Annotated in this window: 24 protein-coding genes and 1 pseudogene; 7 read left to right on the top strand and 18 right to left on the bottom strand. The window is 70.8% G+C overall.

Annotation, left to right across the window (positions count from 1 at the left end; translation table 11 throughout):
* Nucleotides 1–71: 71 nt before the first annotated feature.
* Both ACGFYV_RS30610 and ACGFYV_RS30615 read right to left on the bottom strand, forming a co-directional pair.
* Nucleotides 72–1,310, bottom strand: coding sequence for a GNAT family N-acetyltransferase (locus ACGFYV_RS30610; protein WP_393881758.1), 1,239 nt, complete (start codon nucleotides 1,308–1,310; stop codon nucleotides 72–74).
* Nucleotides 1,311–1,382: 72 nt separating this feature from the next.
* Entirely contained in the window at nucleotides 1,383–1,976 is a 594-nt protein-coding gene (locus tag ACGFYV_RS30615) for an aerial mycelium formation protein (RefSeq protein WP_393881759.1), read from the bottom strand.
* A gap of 159 nt (nucleotides 1,977–2,135) precedes the next feature.
* On the opposite strand from ACGFYV_RS30615, the gene dtd reads away from it, so the two are divergent.
* Nucleotides 2,136–2,561, top strand: coding sequence for a D-aminoacyl-tRNA deacylase (gene dtd, locus ACGFYV_RS30620; RefSeq protein ID WP_393881809.1), 426 nt, complete (start codon nucleotides 2,136–2,138; stop codon nucleotides 2,559–2,561).
* A gap of 227 nt (nucleotides 2,562–2,788) precedes the next feature.
* Here the strand turns inward: dtd and ACGFYV_RS30625 are convergent, their stop codons facing one another.
* Both ACGFYV_RS30625 and ACGFYV_RS30630 read right to left on the bottom strand, forming a co-directional pair.
* On the bottom strand, nucleotides 2,789–3,754 hold the full coding sequence (locus ACGFYV_RS30625; RefSeq protein ID WP_393881760.1) for a YgfZ/GcvT domain-containing protein: 966 nt from the start codon (nucleotides 3,752–3,754) through the stop codon (nucleotides 2,789–2,791).
* Nucleotides 3,755–3,764: 10 nt separating this feature from the next.
* Nucleotides 3,765–4,202 carry a Fur family transcriptional regulator gene (locus tag ACGFYV_RS30630; RefSeq protein ID WP_393881761.1) on the bottom strand — a complete coding sequence of 146 codons (438 nt, stop codon included), beginning with the start codon at nucleotides 4,200–4,202 and terminating at the stop codon, nucleotides 3,765–3,767.
* 352 nt (nucleotides 4,203–4,554) lie between these two features.
* On the opposite strand from ACGFYV_RS30630, the gene ACGFYV_RS30635 reads away from it, so the two are divergent.
* Nucleotides 4,555–4,791 (top strand): hypothetical protein, encoded by a 237-nt coding sequence (locus tag ACGFYV_RS30635; RefSeq protein ID WP_393881762.1) that lies wholly within the window; start codon nucleotides 4,555–4,557, stop codon nucleotides 4,789–4,791.
* A gap of 35 nt (nucleotides 4,792–4,826) precedes the next feature.
* Here the strand turns inward: ACGFYV_RS30635 and ACGFYV_RS30640 are convergent, their stop codons facing one another.
* Nucleotides 4,827–5,402 carry an FABP family protein gene (locus tag ACGFYV_RS30640; RefSeq protein ID WP_393881763.1) on the bottom strand — a complete coding sequence of 192 codons (576 nt, stop codon included), beginning with the start codon at nucleotides 5,400–5,402 and terminating at the stop codon, nucleotides 4,827–4,829.
* Nucleotides 5,403–5,622: 220 nt separating this feature from the next.
* Nucleotides 5,623–6,310, bottom strand: a pseudogene (locus ACGFYV_RS30645) (hypothetical protein); the annotation flags it as partial.
* 17 nt (nucleotides 6,311–6,327) lie between these two features.
* Between ACGFYV_RS30645 and ACGFYV_RS30650 the strand changes: the two are divergent.
* Entirely contained in the window at nucleotides 6,328–6,690 is a 363-nt protein-coding gene (locus ACGFYV_RS30650; RefSeq protein ID WP_393881764.1) for a DsrE family protein, read from the top strand.
* A gap of 9 nt (nucleotides 6,691–6,699) precedes the next feature.
* On the opposite strand, the gene ACGFYV_RS30655 is transcribed toward ACGFYV_RS30650, so the two are convergent.
* Together ACGFYV_RS30655 and ACGFYV_RS30660 are read right to left on the bottom strand one after the other, a co-directional pair.
* Complete coding sequence (locus ACGFYV_RS30655) at nucleotides 6,700–7,464, bottom strand: glucose 1-dehydrogenase (RefSeq protein ID WP_393881765.1); 765 nt, start codon at nucleotides 7,462–7,464, stop codon at nucleotides 6,700–6,702.
* 59 nt (nucleotides 7,465–7,523) lie between these two features.
* The gene (locus tag ACGFYV_RS30660) at nucleotides 7,524–8,309 is read right to left on the bottom strand and encodes an SDR family NAD(P)-dependent oxidoreductase (protein WP_393881766.1); all 786 of its coding nucleotides are present in this window, start codon (nucleotides 8,307–8,309) and stop codon (nucleotides 7,524–7,526) included.
* Between the two features lie 162 nt (nucleotides 8,310–8,471).
* Here ACGFYV_RS30660 and ACGFYV_RS30665 point away from each other — a divergent pair, with 162 nt between their 5' ends.
* Nucleotides 8,472–9,140, top strand: coding sequence for a TetR family transcriptional regulator (locus ACGFYV_RS30665; RefSeq protein ID WP_393881767.1), 669 nt, complete (start codon nucleotides 8,472–8,474; stop codon nucleotides 9,138–9,140).
* Here the strand turns inward: ACGFYV_RS30665 and ACGFYV_RS30670 are convergent.
* The 7 genes from ACGFYV_RS30670 to ACGFYV_RS30700 all read right to left on the bottom strand — a co-directional run bounded on the left by ACGFYV_RS30670 (nucleotide 9,130) and on the right by ACGFYV_RS30700 (nucleotide 12,710).
* The gene (locus ACGFYV_RS30670; protein ID WP_393881768.1) at nucleotides 9,130–9,396 is read right to left on the bottom strand and encodes a DUF3099 domain-containing protein; all 267 of its coding nucleotides are present in this window, start codon (nucleotides 9,394–9,396) and stop codon (nucleotides 9,130–9,132) included. The two genes, ACGFYV_RS30665 and ACGFYV_RS30670, sit on opposite strands and share 11 nt — an antisense overlap.
* A gap of 89 nt (nucleotides 9,397–9,485) precedes the next feature.
* Nucleotides 9,486–9,773, bottom strand: a complete 288-nt coding sequence (locus ACGFYV_RS30675; protein WP_100569102.1) for a DUF1416 domain-containing protein — start codon at nucleotides 9,771–9,773, stop codon at nucleotides 9,486–9,488.
* Nucleotides 9,774–9,819: 46 nt separating this feature from the next.
* Nucleotides 9,820–10,665 carry a sulfurtransferase gene (locus tag ACGFYV_RS30680; RefSeq protein WP_393881769.1) on the bottom strand — a complete coding sequence of 282 codons (846 nt, stop codon included), beginning with the start codon at nucleotides 10,663–10,665 and terminating at the stop codon, nucleotides 9,820–9,822.
* A 166-nt stretch (nucleotides 10,666–10,831) separates the two neighbouring features.
* Nucleotides 10,832–10,912: an Ms5788A family Cys-rich leader peptide gene (locus tag ACGFYV_RS30685; RefSeq protein ID WP_350751515.1), complete on the bottom strand. Its 81-nt coding sequence runs from the start codon at nucleotides 10,910–10,912 to the stop codon at nucleotides 10,832–10,834.
* Nucleotides 10,913–11,126: 214 nt separating this feature from the next.
* On the bottom strand, nucleotides 11,127–11,864 hold the full coding sequence (locus tag ACGFYV_RS30690; protein WP_393881770.1) for a DUF2993 domain-containing protein: 738 nt from the start codon (nucleotides 11,862–11,864) through the stop codon (nucleotides 11,127–11,129).
* A 139-nt stretch (nucleotides 11,865–12,003) separates the two neighbouring features.
* Entirely contained in the window at nucleotides 12,004–12,312 is a 309-nt protein-coding gene (locus tag ACGFYV_RS30695) for a hypothetical protein (RefSeq protein ID WP_393881771.1), read from the bottom strand.
* Complete coding sequence (locus ACGFYV_RS30700) at nucleotides 12,309–12,710, bottom strand: hypothetical protein (protein ID WP_393881772.1); 402 nt, start codon at nucleotides 12,708–12,710, stop codon at nucleotides 12,309–12,311. Before ACGFYV_RS30700 ends, ACGFYV_RS30695 begins: the two co-directional genes overlap by 4 nt.
* A 171-nt stretch (nucleotides 12,711–12,881) precedes the next feature.
* Between ACGFYV_RS30700 and ACGFYV_RS30705 the strand changes: the two genes are divergently transcribed.
* Both ACGFYV_RS30705 and ACGFYV_RS30710 read left to right on the top strand, forming a co-directional pair.
* Nucleotides 12,882–13,724: a helix-turn-helix domain-containing protein gene (locus ACGFYV_RS30705; protein ID WP_393881773.1), complete on the top strand. Its 843-nt coding sequence runs from the start codon at nucleotides 12,882–12,884 to the stop codon at nucleotides 13,722–13,724.
* Nucleotides 13,706–13,912 (top strand): DUF397 domain-containing protein, encoded by a 207-nt coding sequence (locus tag ACGFYV_RS30710; protein ID WP_393881774.1) that lies wholly within the window; start codon nucleotides 13,706–13,708, stop codon nucleotides 13,910–13,912. The genes ACGFYV_RS30705 and ACGFYV_RS30710 overlap by 19 nt, the downstream gene beginning before the upstream one ends.
* 290 nt (nucleotides 13,913–14,202) lie before the next feature.
* Here the strand turns inward: ACGFYV_RS30710 and ACGFYV_RS30715 are convergent, their stop codons facing one another.
* The 3 genes from ACGFYV_RS30715 to ACGFYV_RS30725 form a co-directional block, all read right to left on the bottom strand.
* Nucleotides 14,203–15,384: a hypothetical protein gene (locus ACGFYV_RS30715; protein WP_393881775.1), complete on the bottom strand. Its 1,182-nt coding sequence runs from the start codon at nucleotides 15,382–15,384 to the stop codon at nucleotides 14,203–14,205.
* A 4-nt stretch (nucleotides 15,385–15,388) separates the two neighbouring features.
* Complete coding sequence (locus ACGFYV_RS30720; RefSeq protein ID WP_393881776.1) at nucleotides 15,389–15,643, bottom strand: MoaD/ThiS family protein; 255 nt, start codon at nucleotides 15,641–15,643, stop codon at nucleotides 15,389–15,391.
* A gap of 61 nt (nucleotides 15,644–15,704) precedes the next feature.
* The gene (locus ACGFYV_RS30725) at nucleotides 15,705–16,565 is read right to left on the bottom strand and encodes an alpha/beta hydrolase (RefSeq protein ID WP_393881777.1); all 861 of its coding nucleotides are present in this window, start codon (nucleotides 16,563–16,565) and stop codon (nucleotides 15,705–15,707) included.
* Nucleotides 16,566–16,737: 172 nt separating this feature from the next.
* Between ACGFYV_RS30725 and ACGFYV_RS30730 the strand changes: the two genes are divergently transcribed.
* Entirely contained in the window at nucleotides 16,738–17,517 is a 780-nt protein-coding gene (locus tag ACGFYV_RS30730) for a winged-helix domain-containing protein (protein ID WP_393881778.1), read from the top strand.
* Nucleotides 17,518–17,528: the final 11 nt, after the last annotated feature.

The following is a 17,528-nucleotide window of genomic DNA, read 5'->3' on the forward strand; positions in this document are numbered from 1 at the left end:
GCACAACTGAACAGCTCGCTACGGATGAACGGTCAGTGTCACCGGGAGAAGGGAGAGGGAAGAAGGAAGGATCAGAAGAGGTCCGGGCACCACGGTCGCCCGGCGGTACGGAACAGGGCGTCGGCCTTCCGGGCGGCGCCCTCTCGTGCTTCCTCGACCCGCCCGAGCGCCGCGAGCCGCGCCAGCGACCCGTCCCCGAGCCAGACCGTGGCCAACTCGTCCACCGGCAGCGTGAGATCGACCGCGGCACCGGCCGCGGGCGTGCAGGACACCCCGTCCGGCGAGGCATCGAGACGGAACCGGCCCCCGGCAAGCCCCGCCCGGTCCACGACCTCGAACACCAGCTCCCCCGACCCCTCGTACGTCCGCGCCTCCAGGGCCCGTACGACGTCCAGGATCCGCACCCACAGCCAGTCCGCGTGCGTGGTGACCCGGGCCGCGCGCGGGTCCGGGAGGTAGAACGGCAGCAGGTCGTCCGGGCCGCGCGGGCCGCTCCTGACCTTCGTGATCCAGTCGATCGAGCACAGATAGCGCCACAGCGCGCGCTCGGCCGCCGGGGTCACGGCGAGCAGCCCCCTGGCGTCGGCGGTGTCGTCCGGCTGCTTGCCGTGCCAGACGTCGTCGGCCTTGTACGACACCAGGCCCTCGACCTCGCCCGAGGCGCCTCGGTACACGCCGTAAAACGGCTCGGTCCACTCCTTGTGGAAGCGGACGGCACCGGTGTTCGTCTGCCACCACAGCTCGCTGCGGTCGACCGCGCCGGGCGTCGCGCGCCGCATCCGCTGGTGCAGCTCGGGGCCGAGCTTGCGGACGTCGGCGCCGTCCACGAGGTCGATCCTGCCGCCGTCCTCCGGGCCGGACCAGCGCGGGTCGAGACCGGCGCGCGGGACCTCGACGGTCCACTCGGTCGTCCAGGTCGCCGGGCCGAAGCCGTAGCGGCCGTAGATCGGGTACTCGGCCGCGATCAGGGTGGCGACGACGTCACCGCGCTCCTTCGCCGCCGCCAGGTCCCGGCCCATCATGCCCGTGAGCAGACCGCGCCGGCGGTGGGTGGGGCTGACGGTGACGTTGGAGATGGCGTCGGCGGCGACCGGCGCGCCGCCCACCGCGGTGATCTCCTGCGCGAACGAACGGAACGTGGCCACGCACCGGCCGCCGTCGAAGGCGCCGAGCAGCCGGCCCGGCACGAACTGCCGGCGGCGGGCCTCCAGTTGCTCGGGCTCCAGCACCGGTTCGCGCAGGAACCCGGTGTTCAGCGCCCGCTGCCAGTCCTCGAACTCGGCCTCGGCGACAGCTCGTACGTCGGTCATGGGGCCACCGTAGGCGGGCGGCACGAGCCATGTCGCCCGTATTTCCCCGGCCTGCGCCCACGGCCGGGACGCTCAGGTCAGCAGGTCGTCCACCTGCGCCTCGCCCACCCGGTAGCGGCGGGCGATCTCCCCGCTGCAGTCGTCGGCGGTGCGCTGCAGATGCTGACGGCGCCGGGAGATCTCCTGCTCGTAGCGGACCAGGCGGCCCATGGCCGTGCTGAGTTCGAGATCGGTGCGGGCCGTGAGGTCCGAGAGCTCGACCTCGGCGAGCATCTCCGCGGCCAGCTGCCCGTACTCCTCGTTGTGCGGCGTGCCGAGCGTGACGTGACGGGCCGAGGAACGCTGCCGGGCCGGGGCGTCGGTGAGGATCTCCGAGAGCCGCTCCACCACGGAGGCGTCCGCCGGGGCGGGCACGGACGCCCGGCCGCGCCGGGCCAGTTCCGCGCGCAGGATGTCGATACGACCTTGCAGCAGGCGCCGTACATAGCTGAGGTCCGCCTCGTCGCGCTGGGCGTCGCGGCGCAGGACACGCAGTTCGGGCAGGCTCAGCCGGGCCAGGTCGGGCTGGACCGGCTCCGCGGGCAGCGACGGTCCGGACGCGGTGTCGCCGCGCTGCGCGGGCGGCCGGTGCGTGATCGGCCGCCCGCTGGTGCTCGGTGTGCTCATGTGCTGTGACCGTCCCCTCGACCGGCGTGTGACAGCATCGTGCCACCCCAAGTGGCCGCTATGTGACCGAGTGCCCCCGAACAGCCCCAGATGGACGGTTAAGGATCAATAATGAGGCCGCCCGCGACGGCGGACGGGGCGACCGGCATGATGGGGCGCATGCGTGCGGTGGTGCAGAGGGTCGACGGGGCCGATGTGGTCGTGGATGGCGAGACCGTGGGGGCGATCTCGGGCGAGGGGTTGTGCGTCCTGGTCGGGGTGACGCACGACGACACGAAGGAGAAGGCGGCCCAACTGGCGCGCAAGCTCTGGTCGATCCGGATGCTGCAGGACGAGAAGTCGTGCAGCGACATCGATGCCCCGCTGCTCGTCATCAGCCAGTTCACGCTGTACGGCGACGCCCGCAAGGGCCGCCGGCCGACCTGGAACGCGGCCGCCCCCGGCGATGTCGCCGAACCCCTGGTCGACGAGGTCGTCACCCAACTCCGCACCCTCGGCGCCACCGTCGCCACAGGCCGCTTCGGCGCCCAGATGCGAGTCTCCCTGACCAACGACGGCCCCTTCACCGTCCTCCTGGAGATCTAGCCACCGGGTACGGCGGGGCTGGACGGCTACGGCCGCCATACGACCGACGGCACTGCAGTTCCCCAGGGGCGCGGGGAACTGCGCGACAAGCCACGACGACCCCGCGGCCGGGACCGCACCGCAACCCCCACGGCGAGACCCGCACAGCCCCCCACGCCCCCAGCCGGGACCGCACCGCAACCCCCACGGCGAGACCCGCGCAGCGCAACAGCCACGAAGCCACGGGGCTAAGGCACGACCACTGCCTCCTGGGCGGCAGCCGTCTCTCCGGCCAGGAGCCTCGCATCGAGGGGCACGTTCCGCTTCACCAGCGCAAGCGCGATCGGACCCAGCTCATGGTGACGCACCGACGTCGTCACGAACCCGATCTTCCGGCCGTCGGCCCCCTCCTCCGCGACCCGGATCTCGGTCCCGTGCACCGGCAGATGCACATCACTGCCGTCCAGGTGCAGGAAGACCAGCCGCCGCGGCGGCTTGCCCAGGTTCTGGACGCGGGCCACCGTCTCCTGACCGCGGTAGCACCCCTTCTGCAGATGCACCGCCGTACCGATCCAGCCCAGCTCGTGCGGGATCGTACGGTGGTCCGTCTCGAAGCCGAGCCGGGGCCGGTGGTGCTCGACGCGCAGCGCCTCGTGGGCCAGCAGCCCGGCCGCCGGACCGGCGCCCGCCGCGAAGGACTCCAGGTCCGCGCGCGGCAGGAACAGATCACGGCCGTACGCCGTCTCGCGGACGACGACACCGTCCGGCACCTCGGCGATCGAGCCGGCCGGCAGGCTGACGACCGCGAAGTCGGCCGTACGGTCGGTGACTTCGACGCGGTAGAAGAACTTCATCGACTCCAGGTACGCGATCAGCGCCTCCTGGGTGCCGGGCTCCACATGGGCCCAGACGGTCGTGCCGTCGTCCACGAGGTACAGGGCGTGCTCGATGTGCCCGTGGGCGGAGAGGATCAGCGCCTCGGTGGCCTCGCCGACCGGCAGCTCGCTGACGTGCTGGGTGAGCAGCAGGTGCAGCCAGGCGAGCCGGTCCGCGCCGGTCACGGTGATGACACCGCGGTGCGAGAGGTCGACGAATCCGGTGCCGTCGGCGAGGGCACGCTGCTCGCGGAACAGATCGCCGTAGTGGGCGGCGACACCTTCGTCCACGCCCTCGGCGGGGACGGCGCCGGGCAGGGACAGCAGGGGACTCTTCATACGAGCAAGCCTACGACGTGGTAGTTGAATCCTTCAGCGAACAGTCCCCGCACCGGCCGAAGATCGCGAAGTGCTTCATGTCGGTGTCGAACCCGAACTGCTGCCGCAGCTGGGCCATGAAGTCCTCGGCCACCTCGACGTCCGCCTCGATCACGTTCTCGCAGTCCCGGCACACCAGGTGCAGATGGTGATGGCGGTCGGCGAGGTGATAGGTGGGCGCACCGTGCCCGAGGTGGGCGTGGCTGACCAGGCCCAGTTCCTCCAGCAGCTCCAGCGTCCGGTAGACGGTGGAGATGTTGACCCCGGACGCCGTCTTCCGCACTTCCACCAGGATGGCGTCGGGCGTCGCGTGCTCCAGCGCGTCCACGGCTTCGAGCACGAGTTGACGCTGCGGCGTCAGCCGATAGCCGCGCTGCCTGAGGTCGCTCTTCCAGTCGGTGCTCACCACACGCACGAGTCTAGAACCACGCCCGCCCTACCGAGAGCGCGCGCACGCCCTGCCGAGAGCGAGAGCCGGTCCGATTGCCGTGCGGTGGGGGACGGGGATGATGGAACCACGGCTCCGGGACCGACGACCGTCCAGCGGACCCAGAGGAGGCGCCGTGAGAAGGCGGATTCCAAGCGTCGCCGCGGCGGGTGCGGCCGCGGCCGTCATGACACCCGGCGGGTGCACCCACGAGACCTCGGGCTCCGCACCCGCGACGAGCCCCAGCCCGGCCTCACCAGCCTCCCCGGCCTCACCGGCACAGACGGCGTCGCCCACGGCGCGGGCGGGCCCGCTGCCCGCCTATCCGGGTGCCATGAAGAAGAGCCACTTCGGCGCGACGACGATCCTCACCACCGATGATCCGCCCGACAAGGTGGGACCGTTCTACGCGGACGCCCTGGCCAGGGAGGGATGGCAGACGGTCTCCAAGTACCTGGGCGACCGCAGCGCCAACATCGTCGCCAAGAAGGGCCACGACGGGGTGACCCTGCAGGTGAGCCCCGTCGGATCGGGCACGGCGATCTCGATCACGTCGTACCCGACGGGCTGACCCGCTGCCGGCGGCCGGCCCTCTCGGAACCCGGCTTACTTGAAGAAGGCGATGCCGTCGTCCGGCATGTCGTCCGGGAGGGCCTTGGCCCAGCGTTCGACGTCCTCGGGGGTGACGACCTTCTTCAGCTGGGCGGACATGTAGGGGCGCAGCTCGACCTCGGGGGTCTGCTTCTCGCCGACCCACATCAGGTCGCCCTTGACGTAGCCGTACAGCCGCTTGCCGCCGCTGTAGGGGAGGGAGTCGGGCAGGCGCGCCATCGTCTCCGTGGCCAGGTCGATCTGCGGCTTCTGGTCGGCCATCTCGCCGTACCAGATCTCCACCGTGCCGTCGTCGCGGGTCGTCGTGACCTCGATCTTGCGGTCGGGGCGGATCCGCCAGAAACCGGACTCCGACTCCAGCGGGCGGACCTTGTTGCCGTCCTCGTCCAGGACCCAGGTGTGGGAGTGGTACTCCAGGAAGTCCCGGCCGTCGTGGGAGAAGGAGACCTCCTGCCCGAAGTTGCACTTCTGCGCGCCGGGGAAGTCGTGGACGCCCGCGCCGGCCCAGTTGCCCAGCAGAAAGGCGAGGGGCACGAGGTCCTTGTGCAGGTCTGACGGGATCTCGATCATGAGCGGCCGTTCCTGGTGTGTTCGTTCAAGGGGGTCAGCGCTGGCCCTGGTACAGCTTCTTCACGGTCAGTCCGGCGAAGGCGATGACGCCGACGCAGACCAGGACCAGCAGGGTTTCGAAGAAGATCTCCACGGGTGCTCCTTGAGCGAGGGTGGGCATACGACAGAGCCGGGCCCCAGCTTACGCGGCCCGGCCCCGGCCCTCCTGACGAGGTCGGCCTCAGTCGAGCAGCTCGCTCCGCAGGGTCACCGTCTGCTGGAACGGAACGGCCTTCGCGGTGCCTGCGGGACTGCGTGATCACCGCCAGCGTGTCACCGGCGGCCAGGTAGGCCTGCCGTATCTGTTCACGGCCGTACGGCTTGGCCTCGACGTACGGCACGACCTTGACGTCGTCGCCCTGCGCCGCGCCCGGGAAGCCGTCGTCCACTTCGTAGGAGCCGGCGCCGCGCACCGGGTAGACGGGAGTGGTGTACGCGGTGAGTTCGCCGTTCAGCTGGTCGTCCGGGACGGTGGCCGTCTCGAACTGCAGCGGGTAGATCCAGGTACGGGTGCCGTCCCGCGTCGTCCACCCTCGGGCCGCGATGTGCCGCAGACCGTCGTCGGTGAGCTTCTGTCCCAGTTCCTGGCGGTCGTCCTCGCCGTACTGCGCCAGGAAGTCCTTCGTCGGAAGCCAGCCGTCGGTGCCGCGCAGCGACCGGTCCACGGTGGCGCCCTCGGGTGCGGGCAGCAGCAGAGCGCGCAGGTCGGCGTAGTGCGCCCCGGCCTTGTTGGCGGCGGCGAAGGGACCCGGGCTGCCGGCCGGCAGCGGCGGCTTCACCAGTTCCGGGTAGTCCCAGCGCCCGTCGGACGCGGTGGCGAGGCCCGGCACGTCCGTCCTCCGCTCCATCCGCGTGATCCCGTAAGCCGACGGATTACGATTCGGTCATGGCGAAGAAGCTCGTGATCAAGGTGACGGCCGGGGCGGACGCCCCCGAGCGCTGCTCGCAGGCGTTCACGGTGGCGGCGGTGGCCGTCGCCAGCGGGGTCGAGGTCTCCCTGTGGCTGACCGGGGAGTCGTCCTGGTTCGCGCTGCCGGGCCGGGCCGCCGAGTTCGAACTGCCGCACGCGGCACCGCTGCCGGACCTGATCGAGTCGATCCTCGCCGCGGGCCGCATCACCCTGTGCACGCAGTGTGCGGCCCGCCGCGAGATCACGGAGAAGGACGTCATCGAGGGCGTGCGGATCGCGGGCGCCCAGGTCTTCGTCCAGGAGGCCATGGCGGACGAGACCCAGGCGCTCGTCTACTGACAGCGCTCCTTACTGACCCATGACGTACCGGATCGTCGGGCCCGTGGTCCAGCCGCCGTCCACGGCCAGTTCCGCGCCGGTGACGTAGGACGCGGCGTCGGAGAGCAGGAAGACGACCGCGCCCGCGATCTCGTGCGGCTCGCCGACCCGGCCCATGGGCGTGTTCGGGTACTTGCCCTCGCCCCGCTCGATGCCGACGGACGCCGTCATCGGGGTGTACGTCATCCCCGGGTGCACGGAGTTGACGCGGATGCGGGACGTGCCCAGCTCCACGGCACCGATCTTCGTGAGCCCGCGCACGCCCCACTTGGAGGCGCCGTATCCGGCGGTGAGGGCGAGGCCCATCAGTCCGGCGGCGGAGGAGATGTTGACGATCGAGCCGCCGCCGTTCTCCTTCAGCGCGGGGATCACGGTCTTCATGCCGATGAAGACGCCCGTGAGGTTGATGTCGAGCACCTTGCGGAAGTGCTCGACGGACTCGGCCTCCAGGAACTGGCCGGTGGAGATGCCGGCGTTGTTCACCAGGCCGTGCAGGGAGCCGAACTCGGCGACGGCGAAGTCGGCGACCCGCTGCCAGTCCTGCTCCGAGGTGACGTCGTGGTGCTGGAAGCGGGCGGCCGTGCCGAGTTCGGCGGCGGTGGCCTCGCCCTCCTCGTCCAGGACGTCGGTGATCACCACGTTCGCTCCGGCGGCGACCGCCTGACGGGCGGCCTCCGCGCCGAGGCCGCGGGCGCCGCCGGTGATGATGACGGTCCTGCCGCTCAGGTCGTGCATGTCTGTGCTCCTCTTGCTCCTGCCGGGACTGCTGAGACTGCTGAGGCTGCTCGGGTCACTCAGAAGTGGGTGCCGCCGTCGATGCGGACCTCGGTGCCGGTGATGAACCTGCCGTCGTCCGAGGCGAGCATCGCGACGACCGACGCCACCGTCTCCGGGCCGGCGAAGCCCTGGCCGAGGGCGGGGGCGAGCTTCATGAACAGGCTCATGTCGGCGTCCTCGGGCAGGCCGGGGCCGACGCTCTGGCCGCTGGCACCGCTGCCGTCGGTCATGCCGGAGGAGATGGAGCCGGGCTGGACGGCGGTGAAGCGGATGCCGCTCTTCGCGTACTCGGCCGCCAGCGCGTGGGTCATGGACTGGATGCCGCCCTTGCTCGCCGCGTAGGCCGCCATGTAGGGGTGCGCGAACATCGCGGAGGTCGAGCTGAAGTTGACGACCGCCGCGCCGTTGCCTTCGAGCAGCGCGGGGATCGACTCGCGGATCATCAGGAACGTGCCGACGAGGTTCACCTGGAGGATGCGGTTGAACTCGTCGAGGCCGGTCTCGTGGGTGTGCGAGGAGCGGAGGATGCCGGCCGCGTTGACCAGCACGTCGAGGCCGCCGAGCGCCTGGACGGCGGCGGCGACGCCGGCGCGCACCGAGGTCTCGTCGGCGATGTCGACCACCAGGGTGGTGAGGCGGTCCGCGTGCGCGGCGGCCTTCTCGACGGTGTCGGCGAGGCCCTTCTCGCTGACGTCCACGGCGACGACCGAGCCGCCCTCGCCGAGCATGCGCAGCACGGTGGCCTGGCCGATGCCGGAACCGGCGCCGGTGACCAGGACGCGACGGCCTTCGTAGCGGTTCATGTGTTTCTCCAACCCGGCCTGTCGCTGTTCGACCCGGCCCGTATGGCGCCGGTTTCTCTCACGTCAGGCGCCTCGACGTAATTTCACGTTACGCCTGGGTGGCACGGTTTGCCACCCCGTCACGGCGTGCCGTATGCCGGTCGCAGGCCGTACGCTTCTGAGGTGAGCACCGAGCCGTCGACCCCGTCACTGACCGAGCGCCGCAAGGCGGCCACTCAGCTCGACATCGCGCACGCGGCGGCCGAGCTGTTCGCCACGCGGGGCCCGGACGGCACGACCGCCGAGGAGATCGCCCAGCGGGCGGGCATCGCGCTGCGCACCTTCTACCGGTACTTCCGCTCCAAGCAGGACGCGATCAGCCCGCTGCTCACGGTCGGCGGCGACCGCTGGCGCGCGCTGCTGGAGGCGACGGAGCCGGGCACCGCGCTGGGCCCGGCGCTGGAGAGCGCGGTGCGGCAGGCGCTGGCCGCGCCGGACGAGGAGTCCGTGGAGGCCCTGCTGCGCACGCGCGGGCTGCTGCGGGCCATCGCCGGTGACGTCGCGCTGCGCGCGGTCTGGTACCGGGTGAACCAGGACTCCGAGGAACGGCTCGTCCCGGTGATCACGCGCCTCGCGGGCGACCGCGCCGACGCCCTGGAGGTCCGGCTCATCGCCGCAGCCGCCACCGACTCCATCCGGATCGCCCTGGAGACCTGGGCCGCCACCGACGCCGACGTGACGGGACCGGGCTCCCCGACCGACCTCGCGGTCCGCTGCCTGCGCCGACTCATCGGCGGAATGGGGCAGTTGACAGCAGGCGGCCCTGGAGGGACCGGGGTCGCTACCTCGTAGGGGGTTTCTTCTTGCCGTCCAGTTCGTCCCACCACTCGTCGGACTGGGGGTCGCCGGAGGGGTCGTCCCACCATCGGTCCTCGGGGCCTCGCCTGTTGGCGACCATCGCCGCCACTGGCGGGATGAGCATGGCCACCACGCACAGTCCGACCGCCGCCGGAACCGACCAGATGCGCACGACGGCCCACGCCAGGACGAAGAGGAAGACGCAGGTCCCCATCATGGCGAAGTACAGATGCCGACGCCGTGCGTACATGTATCCAGGGTAGGTCCGGACAGGCCGAAGGGCCGCACCCCAGGCGTCCAACCCGGGGGGTGCGGCCCTTCTGGCGGGGCTGAGGATTCTCAGACCGCGATCGCGACCTCGGCGAGGCCGCCCTGCTGGGCGACGACCGTGCGGTCGGCGCTGGCGCCGGGGACGAGGGCACGAACGGTCCAGGTGCCCTCGGCGGCGTAGAAACGGAACTGGCCCGTGGCGGAGGTGGGAACCTCCGCGGTGAACTCGCCGGTCGAGTCCAGCAGACGGACGTAGCCGGTCACCGGCTCGCCGTCGCGGGTCACCTGGCCCTGGATGGTGGTCTCACCGGGCTTGATCGTCGAGGCGTCGGGGCCGCCGGCCTTCGCTCCACACATGTCTTTCTCCGTAAGGGGGGTCTGACCAGAAGGTCGGTCGGTGGGATTACTTGTTGGCGCCGAGCTCGATCGGCACGCCGACGAGGGAGCCGTACTCGGTCCAGGAACCGTCGTAGTTCTTGACGTTCTCCACGCCCAGCAGCTCGTGCAGCACGAACCAGGTCAGGGCCGAGCGCTCACCGATACGGCAGTAGGCGATCGTGTCCTTGGCGAGGTCCACCTGCTCGTCGGCGTAGAGGGCCTTCAGCTCCTCGTCCGACTTGAAGGTGCCGTCGTCCTTGGCGTTCTTGGACCACGGGATGTTGCGGGCGCTCGGGACGTGACCCGGGCGCTGCGACTGCTCCTGCGGGAGGTGGGCCGGGGCGAGCAGCTTGCCGGAGAACTCGTCGGGCGAGCGGACGTCGACCAGGTTCTGCGCGCCGATCGCGGCGACGACCTCGTCGCGGAAGGCACGGATCGAGGTGTCCTGCGCCTTGGCCTTGTAGTCGGTCGCGGCACGCTCGGGCACGTCGGAGCCGTCGACCAGCTCGCGGGCGTCCAGCTCCCACTTCTTGCGGCCGCCGTCGAGGAGCTTGACGTTCTCGTGGCCGTACAGCTTGAAGTACCAGTACGCGTACGACGCGAACCAGTTGTTGTTGCCGCCGTAGAGGACCACCAGCGTGTCATTGGCGATGCCCTTCTTCGACAGGAGCTTCTCGAAGCCCTCCTGGTCGACGAAGTCACGACGGACCGGGTCCTGGAGGTCCTTGGTCCAGTCGATGCGGATCGCGTTCTTGATGTGGTTCTTCTCGTAGGCGGACGTGTCCTCGTCCACCTCGACGAGCGCGAGGTTCGGGTCGTCCAGGTGGGCCTCGACCCAGTCGGCGTCTACGAGGACGTCGCTGCGGCTCATGCTCTTTCTCCTCCGGGGCAGGTGCGGCGGGGTGCGCGAGTGCGTGCGTACGGATTGTGTGCGTACGGATGCGGTGCGTGCGTGCGGGTGTGGCTCCGGTTTCGTCCGGAGACGCACGGGTGCCCTTCCAGCAGGGCGGGGGAAACGCGAAGTCGGGGACTTACGCTCAGAAGGGGCGACAGAGCATGGCGGCAACGCGGCACAGGTCCACTGCCCGCCGCTTTGTGAGATCCGCCTGTCGCTTCATGGGCTCGATCGTAGGGACGTCCGGGCGGGCATGTCACCGGCGTGTCGGATTCTGAGACGCGATCGTCCGTATAGCGGGATGAGAAGAGCGCCCGGGGCCGTGTCGCAAGGCTTCCGGGCGCTCGTGGTGAGGGTCGCATCTGCGGTGCGGACGGGGCGTCTCGCCTGTCGGACGAACACCGCGGGCCTCACGCCCCGTTTCCACCTGTCCGGCTCTACCCGGCCAGCTTGACGTCCGAACCCTTCACGCTGATCACGACGCCGTCCTGGGCGGCCTGCACCTTGTCGATCTTTATGCCGCCGGGCAGCTGGTCGATGGCCTGCTGGAAGTCGGTGATCTGGCGGACACGGCCCTCGGCGATCGCGCCGGCGCCCAGCTTGGGCAGGCTGTCGGCGTGCACCTGCACCTTGTCGTTCACGACGGACACCGAGCTGAGGACGGACACGGTCTGCTTGACGCCGAGGGACGAGACGGTGCCCTCCACCGCGACCTTGATCTTGCCGTTGCCGCCGTCGGAGAGACCGACGACCCGGGCCATGATGCCGGGGGCGACCTCGGTCGGCTCCGACTTGGCGGTCTTCAGCAGCTCCGCGTACGAGATCGTCGCGGTGCCGGTGGCGGTGTCGGCGGTGGCCGAGCTGTAGTCGCCGGAGAAGGAGACACCCTTCATGTCGGCCTTCAGCTCGTCGATGCGGATGGTCTTGCCCCCGTTGCCGGTCGCCGCCTCGTAGCCCGTGATGCCGATCTCCACGTCGTCCAGCGAACCGCCGGCGAGCTGGGTGAGGAACGGGAAGCCCTTGATGTCCACGCCCGGCGTCGTGGTGAGGTTCTCCGTCGTCCTGAGCTTGTCCGCGACCTTGTCCTCGGCGAGGTGCACGGCGACCCGGTCGGCGATCACGAAGAGCCCACCCAGAATCACGACGATGATCAGGATTATTCGCAGGGCGCGCATGGTGTGAGTGTCCCCCGGGTCGGCGTGGATGGTCGCTTGACGCCACGGTAACCCCACGCGTCCCGGCCGAACGGGATTGTGGATCACCTGTGACAGGAGGGTGTGAGAAGGAAGGGGCCACCGGGTCCGGCCGGGAGGATCAGCCCCGGCCGCCTATCGCCGTGACGAGGATCGCGGTGACCAGTCCGGCCACGCAGAAGCCGGTGAGCAGAGCGCTCACCACGGCCCCGTCGACCGCTCGCACCAGACGGCGCCGCCGGGCACGCGGCACCCGGGCCGGACCCGTGGCACCACCGCTGACCCTGACAGGCCCGCGCGGCGGCAGGCCGGGGTGGAACGGCGGGATCGCGTAGCCGGGGTCGAGCGGGGCGGACCGCGGCCGGGGGGCGTTGCGCTGCCGCTTGCACTCCTCGTACGGCAGCCCCGGTCCGCCCCGTCCGCCCGTCACGCCTGGTGCTCCCGCCGCTGGTGCTGCCGCAGCAGGACGTTGGCATCGGTCTCGGCACTGCGGTCGTGCACCCCGATCGCCCTCTCCCGCAGCTCCGCCAGTTCCCCGCAGGCATCGCAGCCCGGCACAGGACGCGGCGGGCGGCTGACGTCGTCCAGCGGCGACGGCGGCACAGGCTGCGTCAGCGTCCGCCGGTTCGCCGCCCGCACGCTCGCGCCGAGCCGCTCCCGGTCCGTCGCCGGCCGCAGCGCCTCGGGGTCGGCCTCCCACTCCCGCCCGCCGCCGACCGGCCGCAGCATCACGTACGGGCCCGCCTTGTCCCGGTACTCCCCCACCTTGCCGGTGGCGGGGTCGTAGAAGAGCGACCCGCCCTCGCCGGGCTCCAACTTCGACGTCATCTCACCCAGTTCCTTTCCGTGAACGCATGAACGCAGCGCAAACCAAGGACTACGCTGCGTGTTCGGGCTGCGTTGCTACGAGCATGACGCAGCGCGGACGCGAAAAGGCTGTTGAGCGGCCCAAATTCAACGCTGGGCCTGCCAAATTCAACAAATTCAACAGGAGCGGCGATGCCACAGAGGCTGGTGATCACGGGACGGAGCCAGGACCCCAGGGAGCGGTTCACCGAGGAGCTGCGGCGCCTGCGGACCGAACGCGGCCTGAGCCTGCGGGACCTCGCCAAGGAGGTGGGCTGGGACGCGTCCCAGTTCAGCAAGATGGAGAGCGGGCGGACGCTGGGCGGCCCGGAGATCGTGCAGGCACTGGACCAGTACTACGGCACCCCCGGGTTACTGGTGACCCTGTGGGAACTGGCAGTCGCCGACCCGACCCAGTTCAAGGAGCAGTACCGGCGCTACATGATTCTTGAGTCGGAGGCGATGAGCCTGTGGCACTACGCCGTGAGCGCGCCGCCGGGGCTCGTCCAGACGGCCGGGTACGCCCGCGAGACACTCGCGGTGGGCTGGCTCAACGGTGCCGAACTGGACCAGCAGGTCGAAGCACGGCTGGGTCGGCGGCAGTTGCTGGAGGGGGACGATCCACCGCCCTTCCGCGTCATCCTCTCCGAGGCGGTACTGCGCACGTCCTTGCGGAACGTCGGCGCCTGGCGGGAGCAGTTGGCCTACCTGGTCGAGATCTCCGAGCGCCCGAACATCACACTCCAGGTGCTGCCCTTCAGCGCAGGCCCCCACGGCTTGATGAACACCGCCGTGATGTTTCTGCGGCAGACGGACGGCCGTACGGTCGCCTACTCCGAAAACGACCTGCGCGGCGAACTCATCGAAGAAAACGCCTCGGTTGAGCTTCTGCAGCGTAGGTACGATGCGATGCGTGACCTGGCGCTGCCACCAGCCGAGTCGCGGAAATTCATCCTGCGGGTGTTGGAGGAAGAACCGTGCGAGTCATCGACTTGAGCAACGTTTCGTGGCGCAAGAGCAGTTACAGCAACACAAGCGGCGGCGAGTGCGTCGAAGTCGGTCGCGGCCCCCTCCCCCTCGTACCTGTCCGCGACAGCAAAGACCCCTCCCGTGGAGCCCTCGTTTTCCCTGCCCGGAGCTGGGAAGCCTTCGTGGAAGGGGTCAAATGTGAAGGTGTTGTATAGCTAACCCTGGCGTGTTCAGGGTGGGGCAAAGACTGTGCGCGTGAGCTGCACCGGCCGTCCCGTGGCCTTGCGAACATCTGGGGGTCGACCGGCCCCCCGCAACTCCACGGAGATGACGGCGAGCCGCACGAGCGGACGCCAGGGAGGGAATCCCCCTCGTTCACGAGGGGGAGGACGCCAAATGAGTTCCAGTCGCCAAGGCGCGCCAAGGCCCGCCGCCGCGGAGACCGGCGGGACGGGCACGGCCGGGCGGAAGCCCACCGTGGCAACGACACCGCCGGGACCGTGGGCTAGCCGAACGCGCGGCCGAGGACCCACACCACCGGGGCGGCCGCCGCGAGCGGCAGGGCGACGCCGGCGGTGAAGTGGACGAAGCGGGACGGGTAGTCGTACGCGGCTACCCGGTGCCCGATCAGCGCGCAGACCGCCGCCGCCGCGCCGAGCAGCGCGCCCTTCGTGCCCATGCCGGTCATGCCGCCCACGGCGATGCCCGCGCCCGCCGCCGCGAGCACGGCCACGGTGACGGAGGCCGGGGTCGGCAGGGGCAGCGCGCGGGCCACGACCGCGACCGCCACCGCCGCCGCGCCGACCGAGACCGCGTGCGCGTCGGCGCCCAGGTAACCCGTGGCCACGATCGCGAGGGCCGCCGAGGTGACCGACGCCATCAGGCCGTACATGCGCTCGTCCGGGTCCGCGTGCGAGCGCAGCTGGAGGACCAGGCAGAGCAGGACCCAGACGCCGAGCGTGCCGAGGATCGCGCCCGGCGCGTGCTCGCGTCCGGCGCCGAGGACGGCCGCGTCGGCGGCCAGCGCGCCCAGGAAGGCGAGCGCGATGCCCTGCCGGGCCGGCCACATGCCGTTCAGCCGGAACCAGCCCGCCGCCGTGACGGCCTGGAGCAGCACCAGCGGGACGAGCAGGGCGTAGGTGCCGACGGCGGCGGCCCCGGCCAGCAGCAGACCGAGCAGCGCGGTGAGCAGCGCCGGCTGCATCCCGGGCTCGATGATCGGCGAGCGCCCCTCAAGGCGCGCCCGCTGGGCGTCGGTGACGCGGGAGTTCCCGGCGAGGGTGGCGGGGCCGTACGCGGCCGTGCCCTCGGGCTCGGGATCGGGCTCGGGACCGCGAGCGGGACCGGGTTCCGCGACGGGCACGGCGGCGGGCACAGGCGCGGGCTGCGGTTGCGGCTGGTGGTACGGCTGCGGGTGCGGCTGGGGCTGGTGGTACGGCTGGGGCCCGGCCGTCGGCATCGACGTGTGGGTCTGCGACTCCCACGTCTGGCCCTGCCACTGCTGGGTGGTCGGCTGCGCCTCGTACCCCGTGTGCGGGTACGGCCCGGCGTGCTGCCCGTAACCGGCCTGCCCGTGCCCGGACCACTCCTGCTGCTGATGCGGCTGCTGCTGCTGGTGTGCCTGCTGCTGGTGTTGCTGATGCTGCTGCTGATAGGGGTCGTAACCCTCGTACGGCTGGTCGCTCAACGCCTCACCCTCCTGCGAACGGCGGGAGCACCTCGACCGTGCCGCCCTCGGCCAGCCGTACCGTCTCATGCGCGCGGGTCCCGACGGGATCGCCGTCGATCAGGAAGGAACACCGGCGCAGGACACGCGTCAGTTCACCGGGGTGCCGCTCGCGCACGGCGGCGAGCGCGTCGGCGAGCGTGGCCGCGTCGTACGGCTCCTCGGCGACCTGGGCCGCGGCCTTGGCGGCGGCCCAGTAGCGGACCGTGACCTTGGGCATCTGGTTCCTCAATCGACGGCGGACGTGAAACGTGAAACGAGAACAGCGAAGCTGGATGGTGTCAGGCTAGCTGGCCCGCCCGTTCGACCGCCCAGGCGCCGATCCGGTCCAGCAGCGCCTCGTCCGCCGCGTGCTCGGCGTGGCCCATCCCGCGCTCCAGCCAGAGTTCGCCGTGCTCACCGGCGGCGTCGGCGAGCATCCGGGGATGGTCGAGCGGGAAGTAGGCGTCGCTGTCGCCGTGGACCACGAGGAGCGGGGTCGGCGCGATGCGCGGGACGGCCTCGACCGGGGAGAGCGGTACGGGGTCCCAGTCGCGGTGGTGGATCCGGGTGCGGAAGCCGTAGCGGCCGACGAGGCGGCCCTCGGGGCGGGTGACCAGCCAGTGCAGGCGGCGCATGGGGGCGGTGCCCCGGTAGTACCAGCGGGCCGGGGAGCTGACCGAGACGACGGCGTCGACCGCGCCCGGGTGCAGGGCCGCGTGCCGCAGCACCACCGAGCCGCCCATGGAGAAGCCGACGGTGACGACGCGCGCGTGCCCGAGGCCGCGCGCCCACTCCACGGCGGCGGTCAGGTCCAGCACCTCCCTGTCGCCGACCGTGGAACGGCCGCCGGAGGCGCCGTGGCCGCGGAAGGAGAAGGTGACGGCGGCGCCGTAACGGGCCAGCACATCCGCCACCCTTCGAACATGTGGCCGATCCACATCCCCGGTGAAGCCGTGGGCGATCACGAACACCAGATCGCCTGCGGGCGTCCGGGAGGTGTCCGGCGCTGTTTCGTATACGACGGCGCCCGGGTTGTATACGGAATCGACCGGAATACCGTCGGCGGTGTGCAGAAACGTCCGCATAGCTGCACGTCCGCCCCTCTCGGAGGCCGGACGGACGGTGGAACGTGCCACATGACCTGCCGGGCGATTGCTCATGTGGGCTATTCTGCTGGGCAGAGGACTCGGGCAGCGAAGCCCCCGGGTCCTTTTGTGCTTTCGTGAGCCTGGTGTACACAGCGGGGAAACCTCCGGTGTACGGGGCACCCGGGGAGCGCAGAGCAGTTCCGCACGACCCAGGGCTCGCAGGGACCGAGGAGGAACCAGACGTATGAGTTCGCTGCTGCTCCTGACCAACGCCCTCCAGCCGTCGGCGGAGGTGCTGCCCGCGCTCGGCCTTCTGCTGCACAACGTGCGGATCGCCCCGGCGGAGGGGCCCGCCCTCGTCGACACCCCGGGCGCGGACGTCATCCTCGTCGACGGCCGGCGTGACCTGCCGCAGGTGCGCAGCCTGTGCCAGCTGCTGCGCTCGACCGGCCCCGGCTGTCCCCTCATGCTCGTGGTCACCGAGGGCGGCCTGGCCGCCGTCAGCGCCGACTGGGGCATCGACGACGTCCTGCTCGACACGGCCGGCCCCGCGGAGGTCGAGGCCCGGCTCCGGCTCGCCATGGGACGCCAGCAGATCGTCAACGACGACTCCCCCATGGAGATCCGCAACGGCGACCTCTCCGTGGACGAGGCGACGTACTCCGCCAAGCTCAAGGGCCGGGTCCTGGACCTGACCTTCAAGGAGTTCGAGCTGCTCAAGTACCTCGCCCAGCACCCGGGCCGCGTCTTCACGCGCGCCCAGCTGCTGCAGGAGGTGTGGGGGTACGACTACTTCGGCGGCACCCGGACCGTGGACGTGCACGTGCGGCGGCTGCGCGCGAAGCTCGGCCCGGAGAACGAGTCGCTGATCGGGACCGTCCGGAACGTGGGTTATCGATTCGTTACGCCTGAGAAGGGTGACCGGTCAGGGGACGACGCCAAGGCCAAGGCGGGCCGGTCAAAGGCGGAAGATGCGGGCGCAACCGCCGTGTTGGACACCACCGAGGTCCGCGCGGACGCGTAGCCGCGACCGAT

The organism is Streptomyces sp. NPDC048297 (genome assembly GCF_043201585.1).
Classification (GTDB): Bacteria; Actinomycetota; Actinomycetes; order Streptomycetales; family Streptomycetaceae; genus Streptomyces.